Consider the following 23184-nt stretch of genomic DNA (forward strand, 5'->3'; position numbering starts at 1 on the left):
CACCCGACCCCACCCCGAACGGTGAGCGGACCCCGTCCCGCACCCGACGGCGGCTGACGGTGCTGGCAGGCGTCCTGGTCGTGGTGGCAGGCGTGGTGCTGGCCGTCGTGCTCAACGACGGCACGCAAGCCCCCGCCCAGAACAACGCCGCCTCCACCACCCCCACCACGACCACCACCGCCGAACCGTCACCCGACCCGACCACCACCGAACCGTCGTCCCCACCAACCACGACCACCACCCCACCCCCACCAGCGCCGCCGACGGCCACGACCACGACCACCGTCGCCGCGCCCCAACCACCTCCCGCGCGGGGCCCGCAGGACGGCATCCAGCAGATCCGGCTCGTCCACTCCGGCCTGTGCCTCGGCGAAGGCCCCGAGGCGTCCAACCCGCAGCGCATCGTCCTCGGCCAGCACGACTGCGCCACCGCCGGCCCGCCCACCGAGCTGGAACGCCTCGCCGACGGCACCTACCGCATCAAGCTGCACAACGTGGTCAACGGCCTGGGCTGCGCCACCATGGACTACGGCGGCACGCGGGACGGCCTGCTCCTCGCCGGCGACTACTGCGACGACAGCCGACCCGACCAGCGGTTCACCCTCGAACCGGCCAACGGCGGCTACCGCCTGCGCTCCGTCCCGGGTGCCGCGTACTGCATCGGCACCCTCGCCGGCCGCACCGACCCCGGCGTCCAGCTGATCCAGAACCCCTGCAACGCCCAGGCCAGCCAGCTGTTCGTCTTCGGCTGACCCCACCGCCCGCCGAGCCGACCAACCGCCGCCCGCCGCCGACCCCCGACCCGACTCCGCCGCCCGACCGGTCAGGTGCGCATCTCGCGCGTCCGCCACATCACCAGCACGAAGTACGGCGTGCCGATCAACGCGATCACCAGCCCGGCAGGCACCTGCGCGGGCGCGATGACGGTCCGCCCCACCGTGTCCGCCGCGCTCACGAGCACCGCACCGACCGCCGCCGCGACCGGCAGCACGCGCGCGTGCCGACCGCCGACCAACGACCGGGCCAGGTGCGGCGCGACCAACCCGACGAACGCCACCACACCGATCGCCGACACGGCCGTGGCCGCCAGCACGCCCGCCGCCACCAGGATCACCAGCCGCGACCGCTCCACCCGCATCCCCAGCACGCGCGGCGTGTCCTCGTCCAGGCTGTGCAGGTCCAGCTCGCGGTGCCGCGCCCACAGCAACGGCGTCAGCAGCACCAGCGCCAGCGCGGTCGGCACCACCTGCTCCAACGTCCGCCCGTACGTCGAGCCGGACATCCACGTCAACGCCTTCGCGGTGTTCCACGGGTCCGACGTCACGATCAGCAGCGTGATCAACGCCATCCCGGCCGACCACATCGCGATGCCGATGACCACCAGCCGGTCCGAGTCCAGCCCCGACCGCCACGCCAGCCCGTAGACCAGCGCGAACGCCACCATCGCACCGGCGCCCGCCGCACCCGCGATGTGCCACGCGCCCGCCATCGGCACGGCCGTGATCAACGTGATCGCGCCGAGCCCCGCGCCCGCCGTGATGCCGAGCAGACCGGGTTCCGCCAACGGGTTGCGGCTCACCGACTGGATGCCGCACCCGGCCACCGCGAGCGCCGCACCGGCCACCAACGCGGCCAGCACGCGCGGCAGCCGCTGGTCGACCACGAACGTCAGCGCCGTGCCCGTCCGCCCCGCGAACCAGTTCGCCAGGTCGCCCAGCAGCACCAACCGGTCGCCGAGCATCAGCCCGACGGTCGGCGCCGCGACCAGCAGCACGCCCAGCACCACCGACGTCACCACGAGCCGCCGCGGCGACCCGGCCACGCCGACCCGTCCGGCGGGCGCCTGCCGGGGCGTCCCGCTGGACCGGCCCCGCCGCGCCAACCAGATCAGCACGACCGCGCCCAGGATCGTGGTCATCACCCCGGTCGGCACCCGCACCGCCGCCGCCGAACCCATGGCCGCCCGCAGCAGCACGTCCGCGCCGAGCACGATCACCACGCCGACGAGCCCGGACACCGGCAGCAGCATCCGGTGCTTGCCCAAGCCGGGCACGAACGGCGTCAGCAGCCGGGTGATCACCGGCGCGCTCAGCCCGACGAACCCGATGGGCCCGGCGATCGTCACCGCCGCCGCCGTCAGCGCCACGGTCAGCAACACCGCGCCGACACGCGTCCGCCGCACCTTCAACCCCAGCACGGTCGCGTTGTCGTCACCCAGCGCCAGGATGTCGAGCGACCGGCCCATGACCAGCAGCGCCGCCACCGCGACCACCACGACCGGCGTCATCTGCGCGGTCGCGGCCAGGTCGCTCACCGTCAGCGAGCCGGAGCCCCAGGCGAACAGCCCGGTCGTCTCCTGCTCGTACATCAGCAGCAGCAGGACCGTCGCCGACTGGAGCGTCAGCATGACGGCGGAGCCGACGAGCACGAGCCGCGGGCTGGTCGAACCGCCGCCGGACAGCCCGAGCACGACGACCGACGCCGCGAGCCCGCCGACGAACGCCGCACCGCCCGCGGGCAGCGTGGGCAGGCTCAGCCCGAACGCCGCGATGGCGACCACGGCCAGGTGCGAGCCCGCGTTCACGGCGAGCGTGTCCGGTGAGGCCAGCGGGTTGCGCGCCACCGACTGCATGCCCGCGCCGGCGACGCCCAAGGCGACGCCGAGCAGCAACGCGGCCAGCAGGCGCGGCACGCGCGAACCCTCCAGCACGGCGAAGGTCTGCGCGTCCCCGTTGCCCACCAGGGCGTTGAGCACGTCGAGCACACCGGTCGACGCGGTGCCCTGGGTGAGGTGGACGGCGGAGAGCACGGCGATGAGCGCCACGATCCCCGCCGTCACGGCGGCGGTGCGCATCATCAGGCGGTGGCAGCCTTCACGAACTGCTCGGCGACGTGGACGACCGACTTCGGCCCGCCGAACGTCCACGTGCCCGGCTCCAGCTTGACGACCTTCTTGTTCACCACGAACGGCAGCCGCTGCCACACCGGGTTGGCGGCGAGGCCGGTGGTGAACACGTCGTCCTCGGAGGCGCTGTAGAACAGCATCGTCTTCGGGTCGGTGAGCGCGGTCAGGCCCTCGACGTCGGTGGCGCCCAGGCCCCACTGCGGGTCGACCTCGCCGGTCCACGCGTTCTTCAGGCCGACCGCCTCGGCGGCGTCGGAGACGAGCGAGCCCTTGCCGAACGGGCGGATGTTGACGGTGCTGCCCTCCAGCCAGCCGTCGGCCATGAGGAACGGCGTGCCGGTCGCGCCCTTGGCCTCGACGGCCTTCTTGCCGTCGGCCAGCGCGGTGTCCAGCTCGGACAGCAGCTTGTCGCCCTCGGCGGCCTTGCCGACGGCCTGCGCGATGAGCTTCGTGTCCTCGCGCAGCCGGTCGAGGTTGCGGGAGGCGTCGCTGGCCTGGGTGACGATCACGGGGACGTACTTCTCCAGCTGGCCGACCAGCGTCTCGTCCCGGCCCTTGGCCATGATCACCAGGTCGGGGTCGAGCGCGACGATCGAGTCGACGCTGGGCTCGTTGCGCTTGCCCACGTCCTTCACGTCGGCGGCGAGCGGCACCGTCGCGTCCCACGTCTTGTAACCGGTGGCGTCCGCGACACCCACCGGCATGACACCCAGAGAGGCGACGGTTTCGGTCTCGGCCCACTCCAGCGTGACGACCTTCTTGGCCGGGGAGTCGAGCTTGACCTCCTTGCCGCGGGAGTCGGTCACGGTGACGGGCCCGCCGGCGGACTCGGTCGGCGTGGACGTCGGGGTCTCGGTCGTGCCGCACGCGGACAGCAGCACGGCCGCCGTCACGAGGGCAGGGGTGAGCAAGCGCATCGCTGGAACCTCTCGGGTGAAGGGGAAGGGGTCAGACCGGTCGAGGGGTGTGCCTGCCGAGGGGGCGGCAGTGGATCGCGCCGGTCACCGGGTCGTCGGCGACGTGCACCGTGACGCCGTAGGCGTGGGTGAGGTGCGCGCCGGTGAGGACGTCGCGGACCCCGCCCGCCGCGACGACCCTGCCCTCGCTCAGCAGCACCACCTCGTCGGCGATGATCGCCGCGTGGTCGAGGTCGTGCAGCACGACGCCCACCGCCACGTCGTGGTCGTTCGCCAGGTCGCGCACCACGTCGAGCACCTCGACCTGGTAGCGCAGGTCGAGGTGGTTGGTCGGCTCGTCGAGCAGCAGCACAGAGGTCTGCTGCGCCAGGCACGACGCCAGCCACACGCGCTGCAATTCGCCGCCGGACAGCTCGTCCACGCCCCGGTCGGCCATCGGGGTCACGCCCGTCAGGTCCATGGCGCGCTGGACGGCGGCGCTCCCCTCCAGGTCCACCCCGCGCCACCCGGTCCGGTACGGGTACCGGCCGTAGGAGACGACGTCGCGCACCGACACGCCCGACGGCGTCGGCCGCTGCTGGGTGAGCAGGGTGACGTTGCGGGCGAACTCCTTGCCGGACAGGGGGGAGTGGCCCCACACCGACCGCTCGCCCATCCGGACGTTCCCCTCGCGGGGCCGGTGCAGTCGCGCCAGGGACCGCAGGACGGTCGACTTGCCGGACCCGTTGGGACCGACGAGCGCCGTCACGACACCCGCGCGGAGTCCGAGCGAGACACCGTGCACCACCGCGCGGTCGTGGTGCGCCAGGACCAGTTCCTCACCGGCGAGCAGCGGGTCTCCCTTAGACATGAGGGGAGCCTAACCTAACGACACGGATCACCCATATGGGCGTGATCTACTGCACTTCCTGGCCTAACCGGTAACGCGGTGCGAGCAAGATCAGCCGCCGAAGTGCCGCCGCGTGTCCGCCACCAGGGAGTCGAACACCAGCACGTTCAGCCGGTCGCCCACCTTGAGCCCGGGCTCGTAGGCGAACGTCCACGTGAGCCGGGAGCCCTCGCCCGACCGCTCAACCAGGTAGTCCTCGCCGAACCGCCGGTACACCGGCAGGTTGGCCCGGTCCACCAGGAACGACTGCCGCCGCCCCTCCTCCCAGCGGATGAACACCTCGCGCAGCCGCAGCACGCCGAGCACCGCCGCCGTCCGCGTCGTGCCCACCCCGAACGGGCGAGGCGAGGTGTACTCCACGGACGACAGCAGCCGGCACCACCACAGCGGGTTGGAGGCGGCCAGTCCCCGCCACACACGTTCGGGTGACACCGGCAGGTCCAGCACGTAGCTGCGGCGCTGCGGCGCCGAGTCGAAGAAGTCCACGTCGAACGGCTCCAAGCGGGGCACGTCGTCCAGTGTGCCGCCTGCACGCCGGTTCCACCGCTCGTCCACGCGGCCGAACCACGCACCCGTGCGGTCGTACCGCACCGGCCCAACCGCCGATCGGCGGCGACCACCCACAGCAGCCCGCGATGAGCCGGTCGGGCGGACTCGGCGCTCGAACGTGTGGATCATTGCCGTCAAGTCTTGGCGGTCACGCCCCGGCACTGGTTGCGTACACCGGGTACGTCCCGACGAGAGGTGCGAGCCGATGGCGCAGCCGTTCCAGCTGCCGGATTTCTACCTGCCCTACCCGGCGCGGCTGAACCCCAACCTGGATCGCGCACGAGCGCACACGAAGGCGTGGGCGCACGAGATGGACATGATCGACGTGCCCCAGCACGGCACGGTCATCTGGACCGACGACGACCTCGACTCGCACGACTACGCCCTGCTCTGCGCCTACACCCACCCCGACGCCTCGCCGGACGACCTCGACCTCGTCACCGACTGGTACGTGTGGGTCTTCTACTTCGACGACCACTTCGTCGAGCTGTACAAGCGCAACCCGGACGTGGCGGGCGCGCAGGCCTACCTCGACCGGCTGCCGCTGTTCATGCCGGTCGACGGCGCGATCACCGACGAGCCGACGAACCCGGTCGAGAAGGGCCTCGCCGACCTGTGGACGCGCACCGTCGGCAGCCACTCCGCCGACTGGCGCCGCCGGTTCGCCGACAACACCAAGCACCTGCTGGACGAGTCCATGTGGGAGCTGCTGAACATCTCCGAGGGCAGGCTCGCCAACCCGATCGAGTACGTCGAGATGCGCCGCAAGGTGGGCGGCGCGCCGTGGTCGGCGAACCTGGTCGAGCACGTCACCGGCATGGAGGTGCCCGCCCGGATCGCCCTCACCCGCCCGATGGGCGTCCTGCGCGACACGTTCGCCGACGCCGTGCACCTGCGCAACGACCTGTTCTCCTACGAGCGCGAGGTGCTGGACGAGGGCGAGCTGAGCAACGGCGTCCTGGTGCTGGAGAAGTTCCTGGACATCCCGACCCAGGAGGCCGCCGAGGCGGTCAACGACCTGCTCACGTCCCGCCTGCACCAGTTCGAGCACACCGCGGTCACCGAGGTGCCGCTGCTGCTGGACGAGCACGCCGTCGACCCCGCCGGCCGCCTCGCCGTGCTGGCGTACGTGAAGGGCCTGCAGGACTGGCAGTCCGGCGGCCACGAGTGGCACGCCCGCTCCAGCCGCTACATGAACGAGGGCGCGGTCACCGCGAGCCCGGTGCTCGGCGGCCCGACGGGGCTGGGCACGAGCGGCCTCCGCGCGCTCGTGGCCACCGCGCCGCAACGCCTGCGCAGCTTCAGCCACGTGCCGTTCGAAGAGGTCCCGCCGATGCCCGAACCGGCGTTGGACATGCCGTTCGAGCTGCGGTTGAGCCCGCACTGGCAGGACGCGCTGGAGAAGAGCATCGCGTGGGCGCGCGAGATCGGCATCTTCGACGACGTGCCGAAGGTGTGGACCGAGAGCAAGCTGCGCGACTACGACCTCGCGCAGTGCTCGGCGGGCATCGCACCGGACGCGACCGCCGAGGAGCTGGAGGTCAACGCGCTGTGGTTGACCTGGGGCACCTACGGCGACGACTACTACCCGGTGGCGTTCGGCCGGACGCCGGACCTGGCCGTCGCGAAGGCCGCCACCGACCGGCTCAAGCAGATGATGCCGCTGGAGGGCGCGCCGCCGTCGCCGGTGACCCCGCTGGAACGGGGCCTCGCCGACGTCTGGCAGCGCACCACGGCCCCGATGCCGCACGACAACCGGCAGCAGCTGCGGCAGGCGGTCGAGCTGATGCTCGACAGCTGGGTGTGGGAGCTGAAGAACCAGCACGAGAACCGCGTGCCCGACCCCATCGACTACGTCGAGATGCGCCGCCACACGTTCGGCTCGGAGCTGACGATGAGCCTGGCCCGGTTCGGGCACGGCAGGCTGGTGCCCGACGAGCTGTACCGGACCCGCACGATCCGCAACATCGAGAACTCGGCGATGGACTACGCCACCATCCTCAACGACCTCTTCTCGTACCGGAAGGAGATCCAGTTCGAGGGCGAGGTGCACAACATGGTGCTCGTCGTGCGCAATTTCCTCGACGTGGACCTGGACCGGGCGTTCGGCGTCGCGACCGACCTGGCGAACGCGCGGCTCAAGCAGTTCCAGCATTCGGTCGGGGTCGAACTGCCCGCGTTGTTCGCGGAATTCCGCCTCGAACCCGAGGTGCGGGACGCGCTCCGCGCCTACGTCGGCGAGCTGGAGGACTGGCTGTCCGGCATCCTCAACTGGCACCGGCAGGTCGTCCGCTACCACGACGCCGACCTGGCCAAGCACTTCGGCGGCCGGGAGGTCGCGGTCACGCCGCGGGCGCTGCGCGGTCCGACGGGACTCGGCACGGCGTCGACGCGCATTCTGGTGAACAACGGGTGACGGGTAGCTGAAGGGAAATCGTCACAATGTCGAACAATGGGCAGACGTGATTTACGAGACCTTTCACTCCTGAATTCGCGGAATTCGGTGGCAGTATGACGCCGTGGTCGAGGGCAGAGTTCGCTACCGGTTGTTGGGCGCGGTCGCGGCACACCTCGACGGCGAGCCGGTGCGGCTCGGCGGGCCCAAGCAGCGCGCGGTGCTCGCCGCCCTGCTGCTCAACGCCAACCGCGTCGTCTCCGAGGACCAGCTGATCGGGCTCGTCTGGGACGGCGAGCCGCCCACCAGCGCGCGCGGCCAGCTCCAGGTGCGGATCTGGGAGCTGCGCAAGCTCCTCGGCCGGTCCGCGATCGTGCGCCGCTCGCCCGGCTACCTGATCGAGGTCGCGCCGGGGCAGCTGGACGTGCAGGTGTTCTGCGACGCGGTCACGGCGGCGCGCGTCGACCTGGCCGAGGGGCGGGTGGACGCGGGCGTCGCCCGGCTGCGGGACGCGCTGGCGCTGTGGGAGGGCCCCGTGCTCGGCGGGGTGACCGAGGCGTTGCAGGACCGGGAGAGCCGGCTGCTCGACGAACGGCGGCTGGCCGCGGTCGAGGACCTGTTCGACGCCGAGCTGCGCGCCGGGCGGCACGCGGACGTGATCGGCGAGCTGCGGCGGACCGCCGGCGAGTACCCGTTCCGGGAACGGCTCCAGGCCGCGTTGATGCTCGCCCTGCACCGGTCGGGCCGCACGTCCGAGGCGTTGGCGGTGTACGCGGAGACGCGGCGGCGGTTCGCCGAGGAGCTGGGCATCGAGCCGGGGCGTGAGCTGCAGGAGCTGCACGTCCAGGTGTTGCAGGGCGACCCGCCGTCAGGTGACGCCCCGATGGCGCGCCCGGCCCAGCTGCCGCACGACGTGCGCGGGTTCACCGGTCGGCACGCGGAGCTGGCGCGGTTGGACGACACCGGCATCTGGCTGATCACGGGTGCGGCCGGCGTCGGGAAGACCGCGTTGGCGGTGCACTGGGCGCGGCGGGCGCGTGACCGGTTCCCGGACGGCCAGCTGTACGTGGACCTGCGCGGGTTCGACGCCGACCACGAGCCCGTGCCGCCCGCCGCGGCCCTGGCGCAGTTGCTGCGGGCGTTGGGGCAGCAGCGGCTGCCGTCCGACGTGGACGAGCTGGCCGCGCTGTACCGGACCGTGCTGGCGGACCGGGACGTGCTGGTACTGCTGGACAACGCGCGCGACGGCGACCAGGTGGCACCGCTGCTGCCGCCGTCCGGGATGGTGCTGGTGACCAGCCGGCACCGGCTGGGCGACCTGGTCGCGCGGGCCGGGGCGCGGTCGCTGCCGCTGTCCGTGCTGCCCGCCGCCGACTCCCGCGCCCTGCTCACCGGGGTGCTGGGCGTCGAGTCGTCCGCGGCGCTCGACGAACTGGCGCGCCTGTGCGGCCACCTGCCGCTCGCGCTGCGCATCGCCGCGGCGAACCTCGGGCCGCAGGCGCGGATCGACGACCTGGTGGCCGACCTGCGCGCCGACCCGTTGACCGGGCTGACCGTGGACGGCGCCGACGAGAGCCTGCTGACCAGGGCGTTCGACGTGTCGTACGCGGCGCTGGCACCCGGCTCGCGGCGGCTGTTCCGGCTGCTCGGGCTGGTGCCGGGCGCCGACTTCACGCCACGCGTGGCGGCCGCGTTGCTGGACGTGCCGCCCGCCGAGGCGGGTCGGCTGCTGCACGGGCTGGCCGCCGCGCACCTGGTGGAGCAGCACGGGCCCGGTCGGTTCCGGTTCCACGACCTGGTGCGCGACTACGCGCGCACGTTCGGCGGCGAGGAGGGCGCGTGGGACCGGCTGGTGGAGTTCTGCCTGGCGGCGGTGGACGGGGTTGACCGGCACTTCAGCCGCCGTCCGCTGCGGCTGCCGCGGGACGCCGACCCGGCGTTCGAGGTGGACTTCGCGTCGTCCGCCGAGGCCGTGGCGTGGTTGGAGGCGGAGCACGACAACCTGACCGCGGTGCTGCGGCACGCCGCCGTGGACGGTCCGCACCCGACCGCGTGGTACCTGGCGGACGCGATCCGGTCGGTGTTCCTGCACCGGGGGCTGCGGGCGGAGTGGCTGGAGGTCGCGATCCCGGTGCTGGAGGCGGCCCGGGGCGTGCCGCGCGTGGAGGCGTTGATGCGGCAGGGCATCGGTGCGGCGTGCGTCCACCTCGGGCGGCGTGACGAGGCGATCCGGCACCTGGAGGCGGCGTTGCTGGCGCACCGCGAGGCCGACTGGCCGGAGGGCGAGGCGGCGACCGCGAACAGCCTGGGCATCGCGCTGCTGGCGTCCGGCCGGTTCACCGAGGCGAGTGACCTGTTCACCCGGTCGTTGGACGCGGGGACGCGGACCGACCGGATGATGGCGTTGAACAACCTGGGGTTCGCCGAACGCCAGTCCGGCCGCCTGGACAAGGCACTGGAGCACCTGACCCGCGCGTTGGCGATCAGCACGGAGGACGGCTCGCAGTGGGGCGAGGCCGTGGCGCGGGTGAACCTGGGGCACGTGCTCCGGTCGTGCGGCGACCTGGCGGGCGCGCGTGACCACTTGATGGCGGCGTGCGCGTTGCACCGGCACCTGGGCAACCGCTACGGCGAGGCGTCGGCGTTGACCGGCCTGAGCCTGGTCGCCACCGACTCGGGCGACTTCGCCGACGCCCTGTCCCACGCCGCCGACGCCCTGGCCGTCGCCCGCAGCGAGGAGAACCGCGAAACCGAGGTGGGCGCGCTCATCGCCCTGGGCAACGCCGAATCTGCCGCCGGCCACCACCGTGACGCCGAACTCCACCACCGCCAAGCCGTGACCCTGGCCCGCCGCTGGTCCTCCCCCTGGCAACTGACCGAAGCCGAAACCGCCCACCGCACCACCACGTCCATCCACACCTGACGGGCGTGTCCTACCTCCAGAACGCGCGTGTCCTACGTTCCCGTACCCCGAGTTGAACGCTCAGAACAGTCGATCTTGTTCTGAGCGTTCAACTCGGCTGTTCCGAACGTAGGACACGCGTGACGGGAACGTAGGACACGCGCGGGTGGAAGTGGAAGGGAAGTGAGGTGGAAGTGGAGGTGCTTAGCGTCCCCGACGGCCTGCTCAGTCGACTGGGGGAGCGGTATGTCGTCGCGTGTGCGCAAAGCCGGGCTGCTCGGAGTGCTGTGGGCGTCCGGCCCGGCCAAGGTGGTCGCCGTGGCCGCGGTGCTGGCCGTCACGGCCACCAGCGGCGGGGACGCGATCAACGGGTGGGGGCGGTCCGAGACCTACGCCGCCGACAAGAGCGTCGTGCCGGGACCCGGCCAACGGTGGGGTGAAGCGCAGGCCGACCCGGACCACCTCGAAGGCGCGCCGAACAACAACACGGTCCCCGACTCCCTGAGATCCCGGTACCCGAAGGTCCGGTGGGACGTCCAGCCGCACAACACCGCGTCGGTGGACACGCCGCCCGCCACCGAGACCAAGGGCTTCGAAGAGGGCAAGAGCCAGGAGAAGCCCGAGGCGCGCACCAAGCACGAGAAGGTCTACGCGAACCCGGACGGCACCGAGACCACCGAGTTCTCCGCCGGCGCGCTCAACTACCGCGACGGCGACCAGTGGAAGCCGATCGAGCCGAACCTCGTCCCGAACGACGAGGGCTGGCACAACGCCGCCGACGAGGTGGACGTCCGCCTGGCCCGCCGCGCCGACGCCGAACGCCTCACCACCCTCACCGTCGACGCCGACCACGAGGTCTCCTACGGCCTCGCCGGCGCGCACGAGGTCGACGGCGCCGCGAACGGCAGCACGGCCACCTACCCCGAGGTCCAGCCGGGCGTGGACCTGGAGTTGGAGTCGCAGCCGGGCGGTGTGAAGGAGACCCTGGTCCTCACCCGCCCCGGCGCCACCACCTTCACGTTCCCGCTCACCCTCAAGAACCTCACCGCGCACGTCGAGCACAACCAGGTCCTGCTGAAGGACCAGAGCGGCACGACGAGAGCCGTCATCCCGCCCGGCGACATGGTCGACGCCAACGGCCACCGCTCCACCGCCGTCACCTACGCCCTGACCAGCCACGACGGCCGCCAAGCCCTCCAGCTCACCCTGGACGCGGCCTGGCTGGCCCAGGCGGCCTACCCGGTCGCGGTCGACCCGACCATCCAGCTCCCGGTCGTGGGCGAGGCCGCCGACAGCAGCCTCTACGTCAACGGCACCTCGTCGTCCCCGGGCGGCAACACCCTGATGGTCGGCCCCAACGCCGCCTCGTACCTCCGCTTCGGCAGCCTGGTCGACAAGCTCCGCCACCACACGATCTTCGGCGCGCAGCTGTGGCTGGTGAACTACGACGCCGACTCGTGCAGGCCGCGCAACGTCACCGTCCACCCGGTCACCCAGAGCTGGGCGTCCAGCGACGACGTGGACTTCCCCGGCCCGGGCACCGGCCGCCAACTCGCCGAGCGGTCCTTCGCGCACGGCCACATCGCGTTCGGCCAGTCGTCCTCCAACTGCCCCACCGCGGGCGAGCTGATCAACCTCGGCGGCGGCGGACGCGACCTGGTGCAGAAGTGGGTCAACGGCGAGCAGGCCAACCACGGCCTCTCGCTGCGCGCGAGCGGCGACGGTTCCGGCAAGAAGTTCACCGGCCCCGCCACCGCCAACCCGCCGCGCCTCTACGTCACGCACAGCCCGTACAACGCGACGTACGCGCTGGCCGACCCGGTGCCGAACCCGCCGGTCCTGCAGAACCAGGACGGCAAGGTCAAGATCGCGGTCACCAACAAGAGCGCCTCCGCCTGGGCGCCCGGCGACTACTACCTCGCCTACCGCGCCTACAACGCCAAGACCGGCGCGTCGGTCGTCCAGCAGCGCTCGGCCAACCTGACCGCCACGGTCAGCCGCAACCAGCGCGTCACGCTCGACGCCACGGTCAAGGCACTGCCGCCGGGCAAGTACTTCCTCGACTTCACCATGGTCAAGACCGGCGGCCCGGTGTTCACCGACCACCAGGTCCCGCCCGGCCGGATCGTGCTGGAGGTCTTCGACATCCCGCCGGTCGTCCAGGAGCTGTACCCGCAGAACGGCTACCAGACGCCGACCCTCACCCCGCAGCTCTGGGCACGCGCGCTGGACGTCGACGCACCCCCGAGCGTCACCATGCAGTTCAAGTTCGAGATCTGCGAACGTGACGCCGCGAACAAGCCGGTCAACTGCGTGAACTCGGGCTACCAGGCCAAAACCGCCTGGACCGTCCCCGCAGGCACGCTCAAGTGGAGCAAGGCCTACGACTGGCGCGCGTACGTCAAGGACGCCACCAACGAGATCATCTCGCCGTATTCGACGGTCCTCACCAGCGTCCCGCAGCCGGAGATCACCTCACGCCTCGCGGGCGGCCCGTACGGCACCAAGGACCAGGAGTTCGACCCGCAGACGGGCAACTACTCCACCGCCGCCGTGGACGCCTCGGTCACCACGGTCGGCCCGGAGCTGCGCGTGGTCCGCACCTACAACAGCCTGGACCCGCGCCGTGACGGCATCTTCGGCGCCGGCTGGTCCACCCGCTACGACATGAAGCTCGTCCCGGACGACGACGGCTCCGGCAACGTCGTGATCACCTATCCGGACGGGCAGCAGGTCCGCTTCGGCCGCAACGCCGACGGCACGTTCGCCGCGCCGTTCGGCCGCCAGGCCAAGCTGACCGTCGACACGACCGCGTGGCGGCTGCTCGACCTGTCGGGCACCACCTACCAGTTCTCCCTCAACGGCAGGCTGAACCGGATCACCGACAGCGCCAACCGCGCGGTCGTGCTGACCTACGACACCACCACCGGCAAGCTGCAGAAAGCCCAGGTGTCCAACAGCCAGACCAACACCGCCGGCCGGTCCGTCACGTTCACCTGGACCGGCAACCGCGTCACCGCCGTCAAGGCCGACCAGACGACGTGGAGCTACACCTACACCGGCGACCTGCTCACCAAGGTGTGCGCGGGCACGTGCACCACCTACGAGTACACGGCCGGCTCGCACTACCGCACCTCGGTCCTCGACTCGCGCCCCGAGTCGTACTGGCGGCTGGGCGAACCGGAGGGCACGGCCGCCGCCAGCGAGGTGGCGGTCAACCTCGGCAAGGACGTCGGCACGTACAAGAACGTCACCCTCAACACGCCGGGCATCAACGCCACCGACACCGCTGCGTCGTTCAACGGCACCACCTCGTCCGTCGACCTGCCCAAGGGCACGGTGAAGAAGAGCCGTGACGGCGCGGTCGAGCTGTGGTTCAAGTCGTCGGTCACCGGCTCGGGCGGCCCGCTGCTCGGTTACCAGGACAAGGCGCTCGGCAGCACGTCCACCACCGGCGTCCCCGTCCTGTACGTCGGCACGGACGGCAAGCTGCGCGGCCAGTTCGGCGTCGGCGCGGTCAGCCCGATCACCAGCGGCACGCTCGTCAACGACGGCAAGTGGCACCACGTCGTGCTCAGCTCGATGGGCGCCACGCAGACGTTGTTCCTCGACGGCGCGAAGGTCGGCGAGTTGACCGGCAAGCAGGTCGACCACGAGAAGCTGACGTTCAACCAGCTCGGCGCGGCCTACGCGACCGGCACGTGGCCCGCCTGGGGCACGACGCCGCAGCGCCACTTCGCGGGCGTGATCGACGAGGTCGCCGTCTACTCGGGTCCGGTCGGCCCGCAGACCACCGCCGCGCACCGCAACGCCAACAACCAGGCCGACCAGCTCTCGAAGATCACCCTGCCGAGCGGCAAGATCGCCGCGACCACCACCTACGACACCACCCGCGACCGGGTGAAGGAGCACACCGACGACAACGGCGGCACGTGGCGCATCGGACCGCCCGCGGTCTACGGCGGTGACGACGACCTGCGCCGCACGGTCGAGGTGCTGGACCCGGCGAACCGGCCGAGCCTGTACGAGTACGACGCGCTGGGCGGCTGGCTGCTGCGCCTCGGTCAGCCGCTGGGCTTGGAGGCACGTCCCGAGGACCGACCGGGCGAGCCGACCACCACGCCCACACCGCCCACGGAGACGTGCAGCAAGCCGGACCCGAACGACCCGTCGTTCTGCACCACGATCCCGAGCGACTCGGGCGGCCCGGTGTTCGTCCGCTACGGCGCGGAGGGCATGAGCATCCGCTCGTACTCCTACGACGACAACGGCCAGATCACCGTCGTCACCGACGAGAACGGCGACACGGTCACCCTCGGCTACGACGCGCGCGGCAACATCACCTCGAAGAAGACCTGCCGCACCGCCACCGAGTGCCACACGTCCTACGAGACGTACCCGACGACCGTCACCGACGAGTACGACCCGCGCAACTTCCTGCCGCTGGAGTCGCGTGACGGCCGCTCGGCGAGCGCGACGGACACCACCTACCGCACCACGTTCAGCTACCACCCGACCGGCCAGGTGCTCCAGGAGACCGCGCCGGACGGCAGCTTCGTCAAGCACACCTACAGCAACGGCGCGGAGGCGGCCGTCAACGGCGGCTCACCGCCCGCCGCGCTGCTCGCGTCCACCACGGACGCACGCGGCAAGACGACCCGGTACGCCTACTACAACAACGGCGACCTGGCCCGCGTCACCGAGCCGAACGGCTTGGTCACCGAGTACACCTACGACAACCTGGGCCGCCGCGCCACGGTGAAGGTGATCTCCGACAGCTTCCCCGCAGGCGTGGTCACCACGTTCTCCTACGACGCCATGTCGAGGCTCCAGACCACCACCGGCCCGCTCACCGCGGACGCGGTCAGCGGCGAGAAGCACCAGCTCCGGACCACGAACACGTTCGACGTGGACGGCAACATCACCCAGGTCGAGGAGTCCGACACCCAGGGCAACGACGCGCCGCGCGTCACCAAGTACGACTACGACCAGCACAACCGCCTGGCCCGCGAGACCGACGCCGAGGGCGGCGAGACGTCCTACGAGCACGACGCGTTCGGGCAGCGGACCTCGGAGACCGACCCGAATGGCAACCGGTTCGACTTCGCCTACACCAGCCGCGGCGGCCTCGCCGAGGTGCGGCTGCGCGACTGGCGCAGCGACCCGGCGGGCGTGCCCGCGCCGGCCAACGGCTACCTGCTGGTCAAGTCGTTGTCGTACGACTTCGCGGGCAGGCTCGCCAGTGAGACCGACGCGATGGGCCGCCGCACGGAGTTCCAGTACTGGGGTGACGGCCTGCTGCGCCGCAAGGTGCTCAAGGACTTCCACAACCCCGACGGCAGCAAGCGCGACTTCGTCCTGGAGGACAACACCTACGACGGCGCGGGCAACCTGACCCGCAAGGTCACCGCCAACGGCAAGTCCGTCACCGAGCACACCCACGACCGGCTCGGCCGGGTGGCCACGGTCGTGGTGGACCCTGCGGGCCTGCGCCGCACCACCACCTACTCCTACGACGGCGGCGACAACGTCACCCGCACGGTCACCGGCGGCAAGGCGTCCAACGTGCCGTGGGAGGTGTCGGCGACCCCGGAGACGGTGAGCTACCGGCACGACGACGTGGGCAACGTGGTCGAGGAGACCGTCACCGACGGCATCACGGACCGCGTGACCAAGTTCGCCTACGACCAGCGCGGCCACCAGGTCTCGGTCACCGACCCGCGCCTGAACACCACCACGTACGGCTTCGACGAGCTGGGCCGCCAGGTCACGGCCACCGGCGCGGCCGTGTCCGTGGAACGCGACGGCGGCGCGCCGACGACCGCCAGGCCGACCACGAAGACCGGCTACAACACGTTCGACGAGGTCGTGGCGACGGCGGACCCGCTGGGCAACGTGTCGACCGCCGAGTACGACCGCCTCGGCCGGGTGGTGGCGGCGAGTTCGCCGACGCACCAGGGCGTCACGCCGACCGTGAAGACGTCCTACGACGGCAACGGCAACGTCACCGAGATCGTCAACGCCCGCGGCCACGCCACCAGGCTCGCCTACGACCAGTTGGACCGCGCGGTCATCTGGGACGAGCCGGCCACCACCGGCCGGGCCGTCACCCGCTACACGTTCACCCGGTCCGGCCAGGTGCTCTCGACCACCGCGCCGGACGGCTCGCGGACCGAGTCGACCTACGACGACCTCGACCGCCCGCTCACCTCGACCCGGTACGAGCGCAAGCCCACCACCGGCACGTTCACCGCGTGGCAGCGCTACGACGACCTGGGCAACGTGACCTCGGCCGTCGCGCCCTCCGGCGCCGCCACGGCGTTCACCTACGACACGCTCGGCCAGTTGATCAAGGAGACCGACCCGGCGGGAGTGCCCACGCACCGCGGCTACGACGCGGCGGGCAACGCCGTGCGGGTCACCGACGGCCTCGGCCGCACCACCCGCCTCGCCTTCGACCTGTTCGGCGACCAGGTGGCGAAGTCCGAGCTCCGGCCCGACGGCACGGTCCTGCGCACCACGAAGTCCGGCTACGACGCGGCGGGCAACACGACCTCCGTCACCGACGCCAAGCTGAACACCACCACGTTCGAGTTCGACGCGGGCGACCGGCTGGTCCGGCAGGTCGAGCCGGAAGGCGTCACGCAGGAGTTCGGCTACGACGCCGCGGGCAACCTGACCCGCTACACCGACCCGCGCGGGCACCGCACGATCACCACCTACAACGCGTGGGGCCTGCCGGAGAAGGTGGTCGAGCCCGCCACCGCGGCGCACCCGACCGACCGCACGTGGACCTCCGAGTACGACGCCAACGGTAACGAGGTCAAGCTGACCGCGCCCGGCGGCGTGGTCCGGACCCGGACCTACGACCCGGCCGACCAGCTCACCGCCGAAACCGGCAGCGGGGCCGAGAAACCCACCACGGCCAAGGACATCGCCTACGACGTGCTCGGCCGGGCGACCCGCGTCGGCGCCGACACCTACACCTACGACGACCGCGGCAACCTGCTCACCACGTCCGGTCCCGGCGGCACGGCGGAGTTCGGCTACGACGCCGACGGCAACCCGACCACCCGCCGTGACGCGGCCGGTACCGCCACCTACACCTACCTGAAGGGCCGGCTGAACACCGTCTCCGAAGGGCTGGCGGGCGTCACCCGGACGTACGGCTACGACGCGGCCGGCGCGGTGAAGACCATCGGCTACGGCGCGGGCCGCACCCGCACCTACGGCTACGACGACTACGGGCGGCAGAACTCGGACGTCCTCACCGGCTCGACCGGCCAGACCATCTCGTCCGTCGCCCACCAGCGCGACGAGCTGGACCTGGTCGCGAGCAAGACCGAGAACGGCGTCGAGACCACCTACACCTACGACGCCGTGGGCCGGTTGAAGACGGCCACCACGGGCGGCGTCACCACGCCGTACGAGTGGGACCCGGCGGGCAACCGCACCAAGGCGGGCGCGAAGACCGCGACCTACGACGAGCGCAACCGCCTGCTGTCCGACGGCGACTACACCTACGCCTACAGCCCGCGCGGCACGATGGCGAGCCGCACCAGCTCCGGCCACACCGAGCCGTTCGCGTTCGACGCGTTCGACCGGATGGTGGGCGCGGCGGGCCAGACCTTCACCTACGACGGCCTGGACCGGGTCGCCACCCGCAACGGCGCCGCGTTCACCTACGCGGGCCTGGACGACCAGGTGGTGTCGGACGGCGCCGCCACGTTCGCCCGCGGCCCGGGTGACGAGCTGCTGGCCACGAAGCAGGGCGAGGCGTCCCGCGTGCCGGTGGCCAACGGCCACGGCGACGTGATCGGCGCGATGGCGCCGGACGGCCAGGCGCTGTCCGACCGGACCGCCTACAACCCGTTCGGCAAGGTCACCGCGAAGACCGGCGACACCGGCCCGCTCGGCTACCAGGGCGACTGGACCGACCCGGCCACCGGCCAGGTCGACATGGGCGCGCGCTGGTACGACCCGGCCACCGGCGGGTTCGGCTCGCGGGACGACATCCCGTTCCAGGGCGGCGACGGCATCCGCGCCAACCGCTACACCTACGGCGCGGGCGACCCGGTGGGCCAGGTCGACCCGGACGGCCACTGGTCGTGGCCGTGGGACTGGTTCGACGACGACGATGACGCGCCGTCGCAGTGGGTCGTGCCGTACGAGTGCTACCTCTGCTTCGACCACGACGACCTCAGCTACGCGATCCGGGAGCAGGCGGACCGCTTCTCGGGCAAGAAGAAGAAAAAGCAGCCCGGCGCGAACGGCACCTACCCGAGCTACGCGCCCGGCCCGGCGTACACGGGTCCGGGTGGCGGCGGCAGCTGCGGCAGTTGCTACAAGAGGGGTGGCGGCGGACCCACCGCGGCGGAACGCGCCGAAGCGGCCCGTCGGGCGGAGTACGAGCGCAAGCGGCGGGTGACCGCGCAGGCCAAGTCGGCGGCGCAGTACTCGGCGCGGCACGTGCCGAGGACGGTGTCGGGCGCGGCGCACGCGCCGGTCACGAACATGCCCAAGACGGTCTCGTCGAACCCGAAGCTGCCCGCGGGCAAGGTCGGGTCGAACCGCGACGTGGTCGCCGACGCCAAGCGCGGCACGGACAAGATCTACGACGCCGCCGTGCAGAAGGCCGGCAACCCGGTGGCGAACACGTCCAAGGCTTCCGAGGCGAAGTCGAGTGGCGGTTTCGCCTGGAAGTGGCCGAAGTGGCAGGGCTGGAAGGCCGAGGGCAAGGGCCTGCTGAACGGCCTCGCCGAGATCAGCGGCTTCAACGACGGCAAGCGGTGCGTCACCGAGGGCGACACGGAGAGCTGCATCTGGGCCGGTGTGTCGGCCGTGTCGCTGCTCGCCGGGCCGTACGGGGTCGGCGCGGTGCGTGCCGCGAAGGGCGTCCGGATGGGCGTGAAGCACGCCGACGAGATCGTGGACGTCGCGTGCTCGCTGGTCGCCGGCAACAGCTTCGCCGGTGACACGGCGGTGCGCATGGGCGACGGCTCGACCAAGGAGATCGAGGACGTCCGGGTCGGCGACCAGGTCGCTGGCGCGGACCCCACGACGGGGCAAACCGGTTCGTTCGCGGTGACCGACCTGATCACGGGCTCGGGCGTGAAGCGGATGGTCGAGGTGACGGTGTCGGCCGAGGGCCGCACGTCCACCCTCACCACCACCGACGGCCACCCGTTCTGGGCGGACGGCGCGTGGGCCGAGGCCGGTGACCTCGTGGTGGGGCAGGAGCTGTACGAGGGCACGGTCGTCGGCGTCCGGTCGTGGAGCGAGCGGCGGGCGGTCTACAACCTGACCGTCGACACCGTGCACACCTTCCAGGTGGTGACCGGCGACGCGGACGTGCTCGTGCACAACGCGGGCAAGTGCGGCAAGGCGTTGGCCAAGGTGCAGTCGGGCCTCGGCAAGGTCAGGGACCTCGGCAAGGTCGGCCTCGGCAAGGCCAAGGCGGGCCTGGGCAAGGTCGCGGCCGGTCTCGGCTCGGCCGCGCGCAAGGGCCGCGAGATCGTCGGACACCTCGGGTACCTGGCCAAGAAGAACTTCTACCGCAACCCCCTCGACTACGTGGCGACGCAGGGCGGCAAGCCGTACTGGGCCTGCTTCGTCAACGGCGCCATCGCGGGCTTCACGTTGTGGAGCAGCCTCAACCCGCAGCCCAAGACCACCATCGGCGCTGCGGTGATCGGCTGCGTCGGCATGACCATCAAGGACGCCTGGAAGCCCGGCTACGGGGACTGGCGGAAATGAGAGGAACCAAGTTGTCCAAGAGATCCGGCGTGGGCTTGCTGGCGGTCGCCGCCGCAGTGCTCGCGATGGTGGTCGCACCACCTGCCCAGGCGGACTCGTCCGCTGGCGGCGGTGACTACGTCTCGCTGAACGGGCACGCGCACGTGCTGGACACCCGTGACGGCACGGGCGGCGTCACCGGGCAGCGCGGCCCGGAGAGCACCACGACGTTCCCGGTGCTCGGCGTCGGCGGCGTGCCGACCAGCGGTGTCGGCACCGTGATGGCGCGGGTGGCGATCCTCGCGCCGACCGCGGAGACGTGGCTGGAGCTGTGGCCCGACGGCACGCCGCGGACCTCGGACGGGACCGCCGTCACCGCTCGGCCGGGCGAGGACCTGTCGGCGTTCGTCGCGGTGAAGGTCGGCGCGAACGGCAAGATCGCGGTGTACCAGGCCGCCGGCAAGGCGCACATCGTGGTCGAGGTGCACGGCTACTTCAAGTCCGCGCAGGGCACCAACGGCGGCGGGTTCGTGCCGGTGGCGCACACCCGGTTGATCGACACGCGCAGCGGGCTCGGCGTGTCCACCGGGATGATCCCGGCGGGCGGCACCCGGACCGTGACGCTGACCGGCGGGCTCGTCCCGGCCGGCGCGTCGGCCGCCTACGTGAACCTGGCCGTGCCGGGCGCGTCGGCGAAGGGCTGGCTGGCGTACGCGCCGTCCGGCCTGGCCACCCGGCCGGTCATGAACTACCTGACCGGCACCACGCAGCAGGCCGCCGTCGTGCAGCTGAGCGCGGACGGCAAGGTGACCTTCACCAACAAGGGCACCGCCGCCGCGCACTTCATGCTGAACGTCGAGGGCTACTTCACCGGCTCGGCCACCACGGGCAGCGGCTTCCGCTCGAACGACGGCCGCCTGATCAACACCCGGTCGGTGGGCGCGGGCCTGCCGATGGCCGCGAACAGCACCCTCGACGTGCAGGTCGGCGGCACGTTCGGGCTGCCAACGCGCGGCATCGCGGGCGCGTTGCTGTCGATCACCACCACGTCCGAGGCGGCCGGCTACGTCAAGGCCTGGCCGGTGGGCGAGGCCGAGCCGGGGCTGACGATGATGGACCACGGCATCAGCCGCCGGACCAACTCGATCGTGCTCAAGCCCGGCACGGACGGCAAGATCCGCATCCGCAACGGCAGCTCCGACACGATGCACCTGATCGTGGACCTCCAGGGCTGGTTCGCCGAGCCGCTGCCCACCGTGCCGGTGGTGCCGGACAGCCGCACGACGGTGTTCCAGGCCGCCCCGGTCGCGGGCGCGCGCGTCGGCACGCTGGAGTACGCCTACACGGACAACTCCGGCCGGGTCGTCTACGGCCACCAGTCCGATGTGGACAACTTCGGGTCGATCCAGTGGACGGTGATCTCGGGCAACGAGGCGTTCACCGGCCAGCCTGCGATCGCGCAGCTGTCCGACGGGCGCATCCAGGTGACGGCGCAGCGCCGTGATGGCGACGTGTGGTCGGTGACCCAGACGGCCGCCGGCGCCGTGACGTGGAAGCCGTGGGTGGACTTCGGCGGCTCGATGGCCGCCGCGCCGACCGTGGCGAAGCTGGCCGACGGGACGTTGGCGCAGTTCGCGGTCGACGCCGACGGCAAGCTGTGGGTGTACCAGCAGAAGGGTTCCGTGCCGTTCTGGCGGAACCTGGGCGACCAGAACCTCGTCGGCGGCCTGACGGTCGTGGCGGTGCGCGACGGCGTGCGCGTGTTCGGCCTGGACGGCGCCGGCGTGGTGAGGAGCGTGCAGTTCTACCACGACGGCTCGCTGTCCCCGTGGACCAACCTGGGCGGCTCCGGCTCGTCCGGCGCGCCTGCCGTGGTGGTTCGCCCCGGCTACCAGTTGCAGGTCTTCGTGCGTGACGGCGCGGGCAAGGTCGTCACCAAGCTCCAGGACGCGGCCGGCACCTGGCCGGGCGACTGGACCGAGGTCGGCACCGGCACCGTGACCCCGGCCGGCGCACCCGCTGCCGTCCTCGATCCCGCGCTGGGTCGGGTGGCCGTGGTGGTCCGCGGCTCGGACAACGAGATCTACCGCGTCTGGGAAACCGCCACGGGCTCCAACACGTGGGGCGAGTGGTCCTGGCTGATCGAGGGCATCTCGGACCCCTCGGCCACCGACCCGACCGCCGTCCCCTTCGCCAACGCCAACGGCGAATCGTGGCTGGTGACCTTCCGCAGCCCGAACGGCACCCCGAGGTTCATCGACCGCAGGATCTAACTGCTGTCAGCGAGAACGGAGAACGGGCCGGGGATCACCACCCCGGCCCGTTTTCAGCTTCGACGCAGAGCCGACCGAACCTCGTCGGCGAACCGCGGCGCTGTCCTGGCGAACCGCTCGATGAACTCCTGTGCGGTGACCTTCGGCTTGCGGTAGTCGGCGATCTGCTCGCGGAGGCACCGGAGGGTCCGAGCCGGGTACAGGTCCAGTTGGTCGAGCAGGAAGTCGTCGGGGTGCACGGCGTCGATGTCGTAAGGCTTCAAGGCATCCGAGGGGAAATCCTTGATGTTCGCCGTCACGATCACTGCGGCGTCACCGCGAACGGCGGCCGCGAGCACGTGGCGGTCCTTCGGGTGGTTGGTCATCGACTCGATGAGCGACTCGTAACCGGTGACCAGCGCATCAGGGAAGGTCTGTCGCATCAACGTGACTCTGCGGCGCGCGTTGGCCTCAGGCACGCCGAGCTTGGGCAGGTTTCGCTCGACCTCGTCGAGTACCTGCCCGGACCACAGCAAGCGGTAGGTGCCGGCCTCGGCCAGTCGCAGCAGGAGATCTGCCAGTCGGATCGGCACCAGTACGCAGGCATCCAAGAAGGCGGGGAAGGCCACCTGCTCAGTCT

The 23184-nt window shown here is 71.6% G+C and carries 10 protein-coding genes; 5 read left to right on the forward strand and 5 right to left on the reverse strand.

The features are described from left to right. Positions 1–752, forward strand: a 752-nt coding sequence (locus ADK67_RS52550) for an RICIN domain-containing protein (RefSeq protein WP_197289461.1), incomplete at its 5' end; no start/stop codon positions are given. Between the two features lie 71 nt (positions 753–823). On the opposite strand, the gene ADK67_RS15045 is transcribed toward ADK67_RS52550, so the two are convergent. The 4 genes from ADK67_RS15045 to ADK67_RS15060 all read right to left on the reverse strand — a co-directional run bounded on the left by ADK67_RS15045 (position 824) and on the right by ADK67_RS15060 (position 5302). Then, on the reverse strand, positions 824–2857 hold the full coding sequence (locus ADK67_RS15045) for an iron ABC transporter permease (RefSeq protein ID WP_053717058.1): 2034 nt from the start codon (positions 2855–2857) through the stop codon (positions 824–826). Then, positions 2857–3822, reverse strand: coding sequence for an ABC transporter substrate-binding protein (locus tag ADK67_RS15050; protein WP_053717059.1), 966 nt, complete (start codon positions 3820–3822; stop codon positions 2857–2859). Before ADK67_RS15050 ends, ADK67_RS15045 begins: the two co-directional genes overlap by 1 nt. 31 nt (positions 3823–3853) lie before the next feature. After that, positions 3854–4672 carry an ABC transporter ATP-binding protein gene (locus tag ADK67_RS15055; RefSeq protein WP_053717060.1) on the reverse strand — a complete coding sequence of 273 codons (819 nt, stop codon included), beginning with the start codon at positions 4670–4672 and terminating at the stop codon, positions 3854–3856. 90 nt (positions 4673–4762) lie between these two features. Beyond that, positions 4763–5302, reverse strand: coding sequence for an SRPBCC family protein (locus ADK67_RS15060; RefSeq protein ID WP_197289462.1), 540 nt, complete (start codon positions 5300–5302; stop codon positions 4763–4765). A 163-nt stretch (positions 5303–5465) separates the two neighbouring features. Here ADK67_RS15060 and ADK67_RS15065 point away from each other — a divergent pair, with 163 nt between their 5' ends. The 4 genes from ADK67_RS15065 (at position 5466) to ADK67_RS15080 (ending at position 22565) form a co-directional block, all read left to right on the forward strand. Then, a complete protein-coding gene (locus ADK67_RS15065) occupies positions 5466–7676 on the forward strand; it encodes a terpene synthase family protein (RefSeq protein ID WP_053717061.1) in 2211 nt (736 codons plus the stop codon). A gap of 103 nt (positions 7677–7779) precedes the next feature. Continuing rightward, on the forward strand, positions 7780–10578 hold the full coding sequence (locus tag ADK67_RS54655) for an AfsR/SARP family transcriptional regulator (protein WP_082403493.1): 2799 nt from the start codon (positions 7780–7782) through the stop codon (positions 10576–10578). Between the two features lie 225 nt (positions 10579–10803). Further along, entirely contained in the window at positions 10804–20313 is a 9510-nt protein-coding gene (locus ADK67_RS15075) for an RHS repeat-associated core domain-containing protein (RefSeq protein ID WP_082403494.1), read from the forward strand. Between the two features lie 11 nt (positions 20314–20324). Next, entirely contained in the window at positions 20325–22565 is a 2241-nt protein-coding gene (locus ADK67_RS15080; RefSeq protein ID WP_157620409.1) for a hypothetical protein, read from the forward strand. 53 nt (positions 22566–22618) lie between these two features. On the opposite strand, the gene ADK67_RS15085 is transcribed toward ADK67_RS15080, so the two are convergent. After that, positions 22619–23173 (reverse strand): PIN domain-containing protein, encoded by a 555-nt coding sequence (locus tag ADK67_RS15085; protein ID WP_053717064.1) that lies wholly within the window; start codon positions 23171–23173, stop codon positions 22619–22621. Positions 23174–23184: the final 11 nt, after the last annotated feature.

The organism is Saccharothrix sp. NRRL B-16348, assembly GCF_001280085.1.
GTDB lineage: Bacteria > Actinomycetota > Actinomycetes > Mycobacteriales > Pseudonocardiaceae > Actinosynnema.

Coding starts and splice junctions, on each gene's coding strand:
- ADK67_RS15050 (WP_053717059.1), bottom strand. CDS start 3,822: ATGCGCTTGCTCACCCCTGCCCTCGTGACGGCGGCCGTGCTGCTGTCC.
- ADK67_RS15075 (WP_082403494.1), top strand. CDS start 10,804: ATGTCGTCGCGTGTGCGCAAAGCCGGGCTGCTCGGAGTGCTGTGGGCG.
- ADK67_RS15055 (WP_053717060.1), bottom strand. CDS start 4,672: ATGTCTAAGGGAGACCCGCTGCTCGCCGGTGAGGAACTGGTCCTGGCG.
- ADK67_RS15045 (WP_053717058.1), bottom strand. CDS start 2,857: ATGATGCGCACCGCCGCCGTGACGGCGGGGATCGTGGCGCTCATCGCC.
- ADK67_RS15065 (WP_053717061.1), top strand. CDS start 5,466: ATGGCGCAGCCGTTCCAGCTGCCGGATTTCTACCTGCCCTACCCGGCG.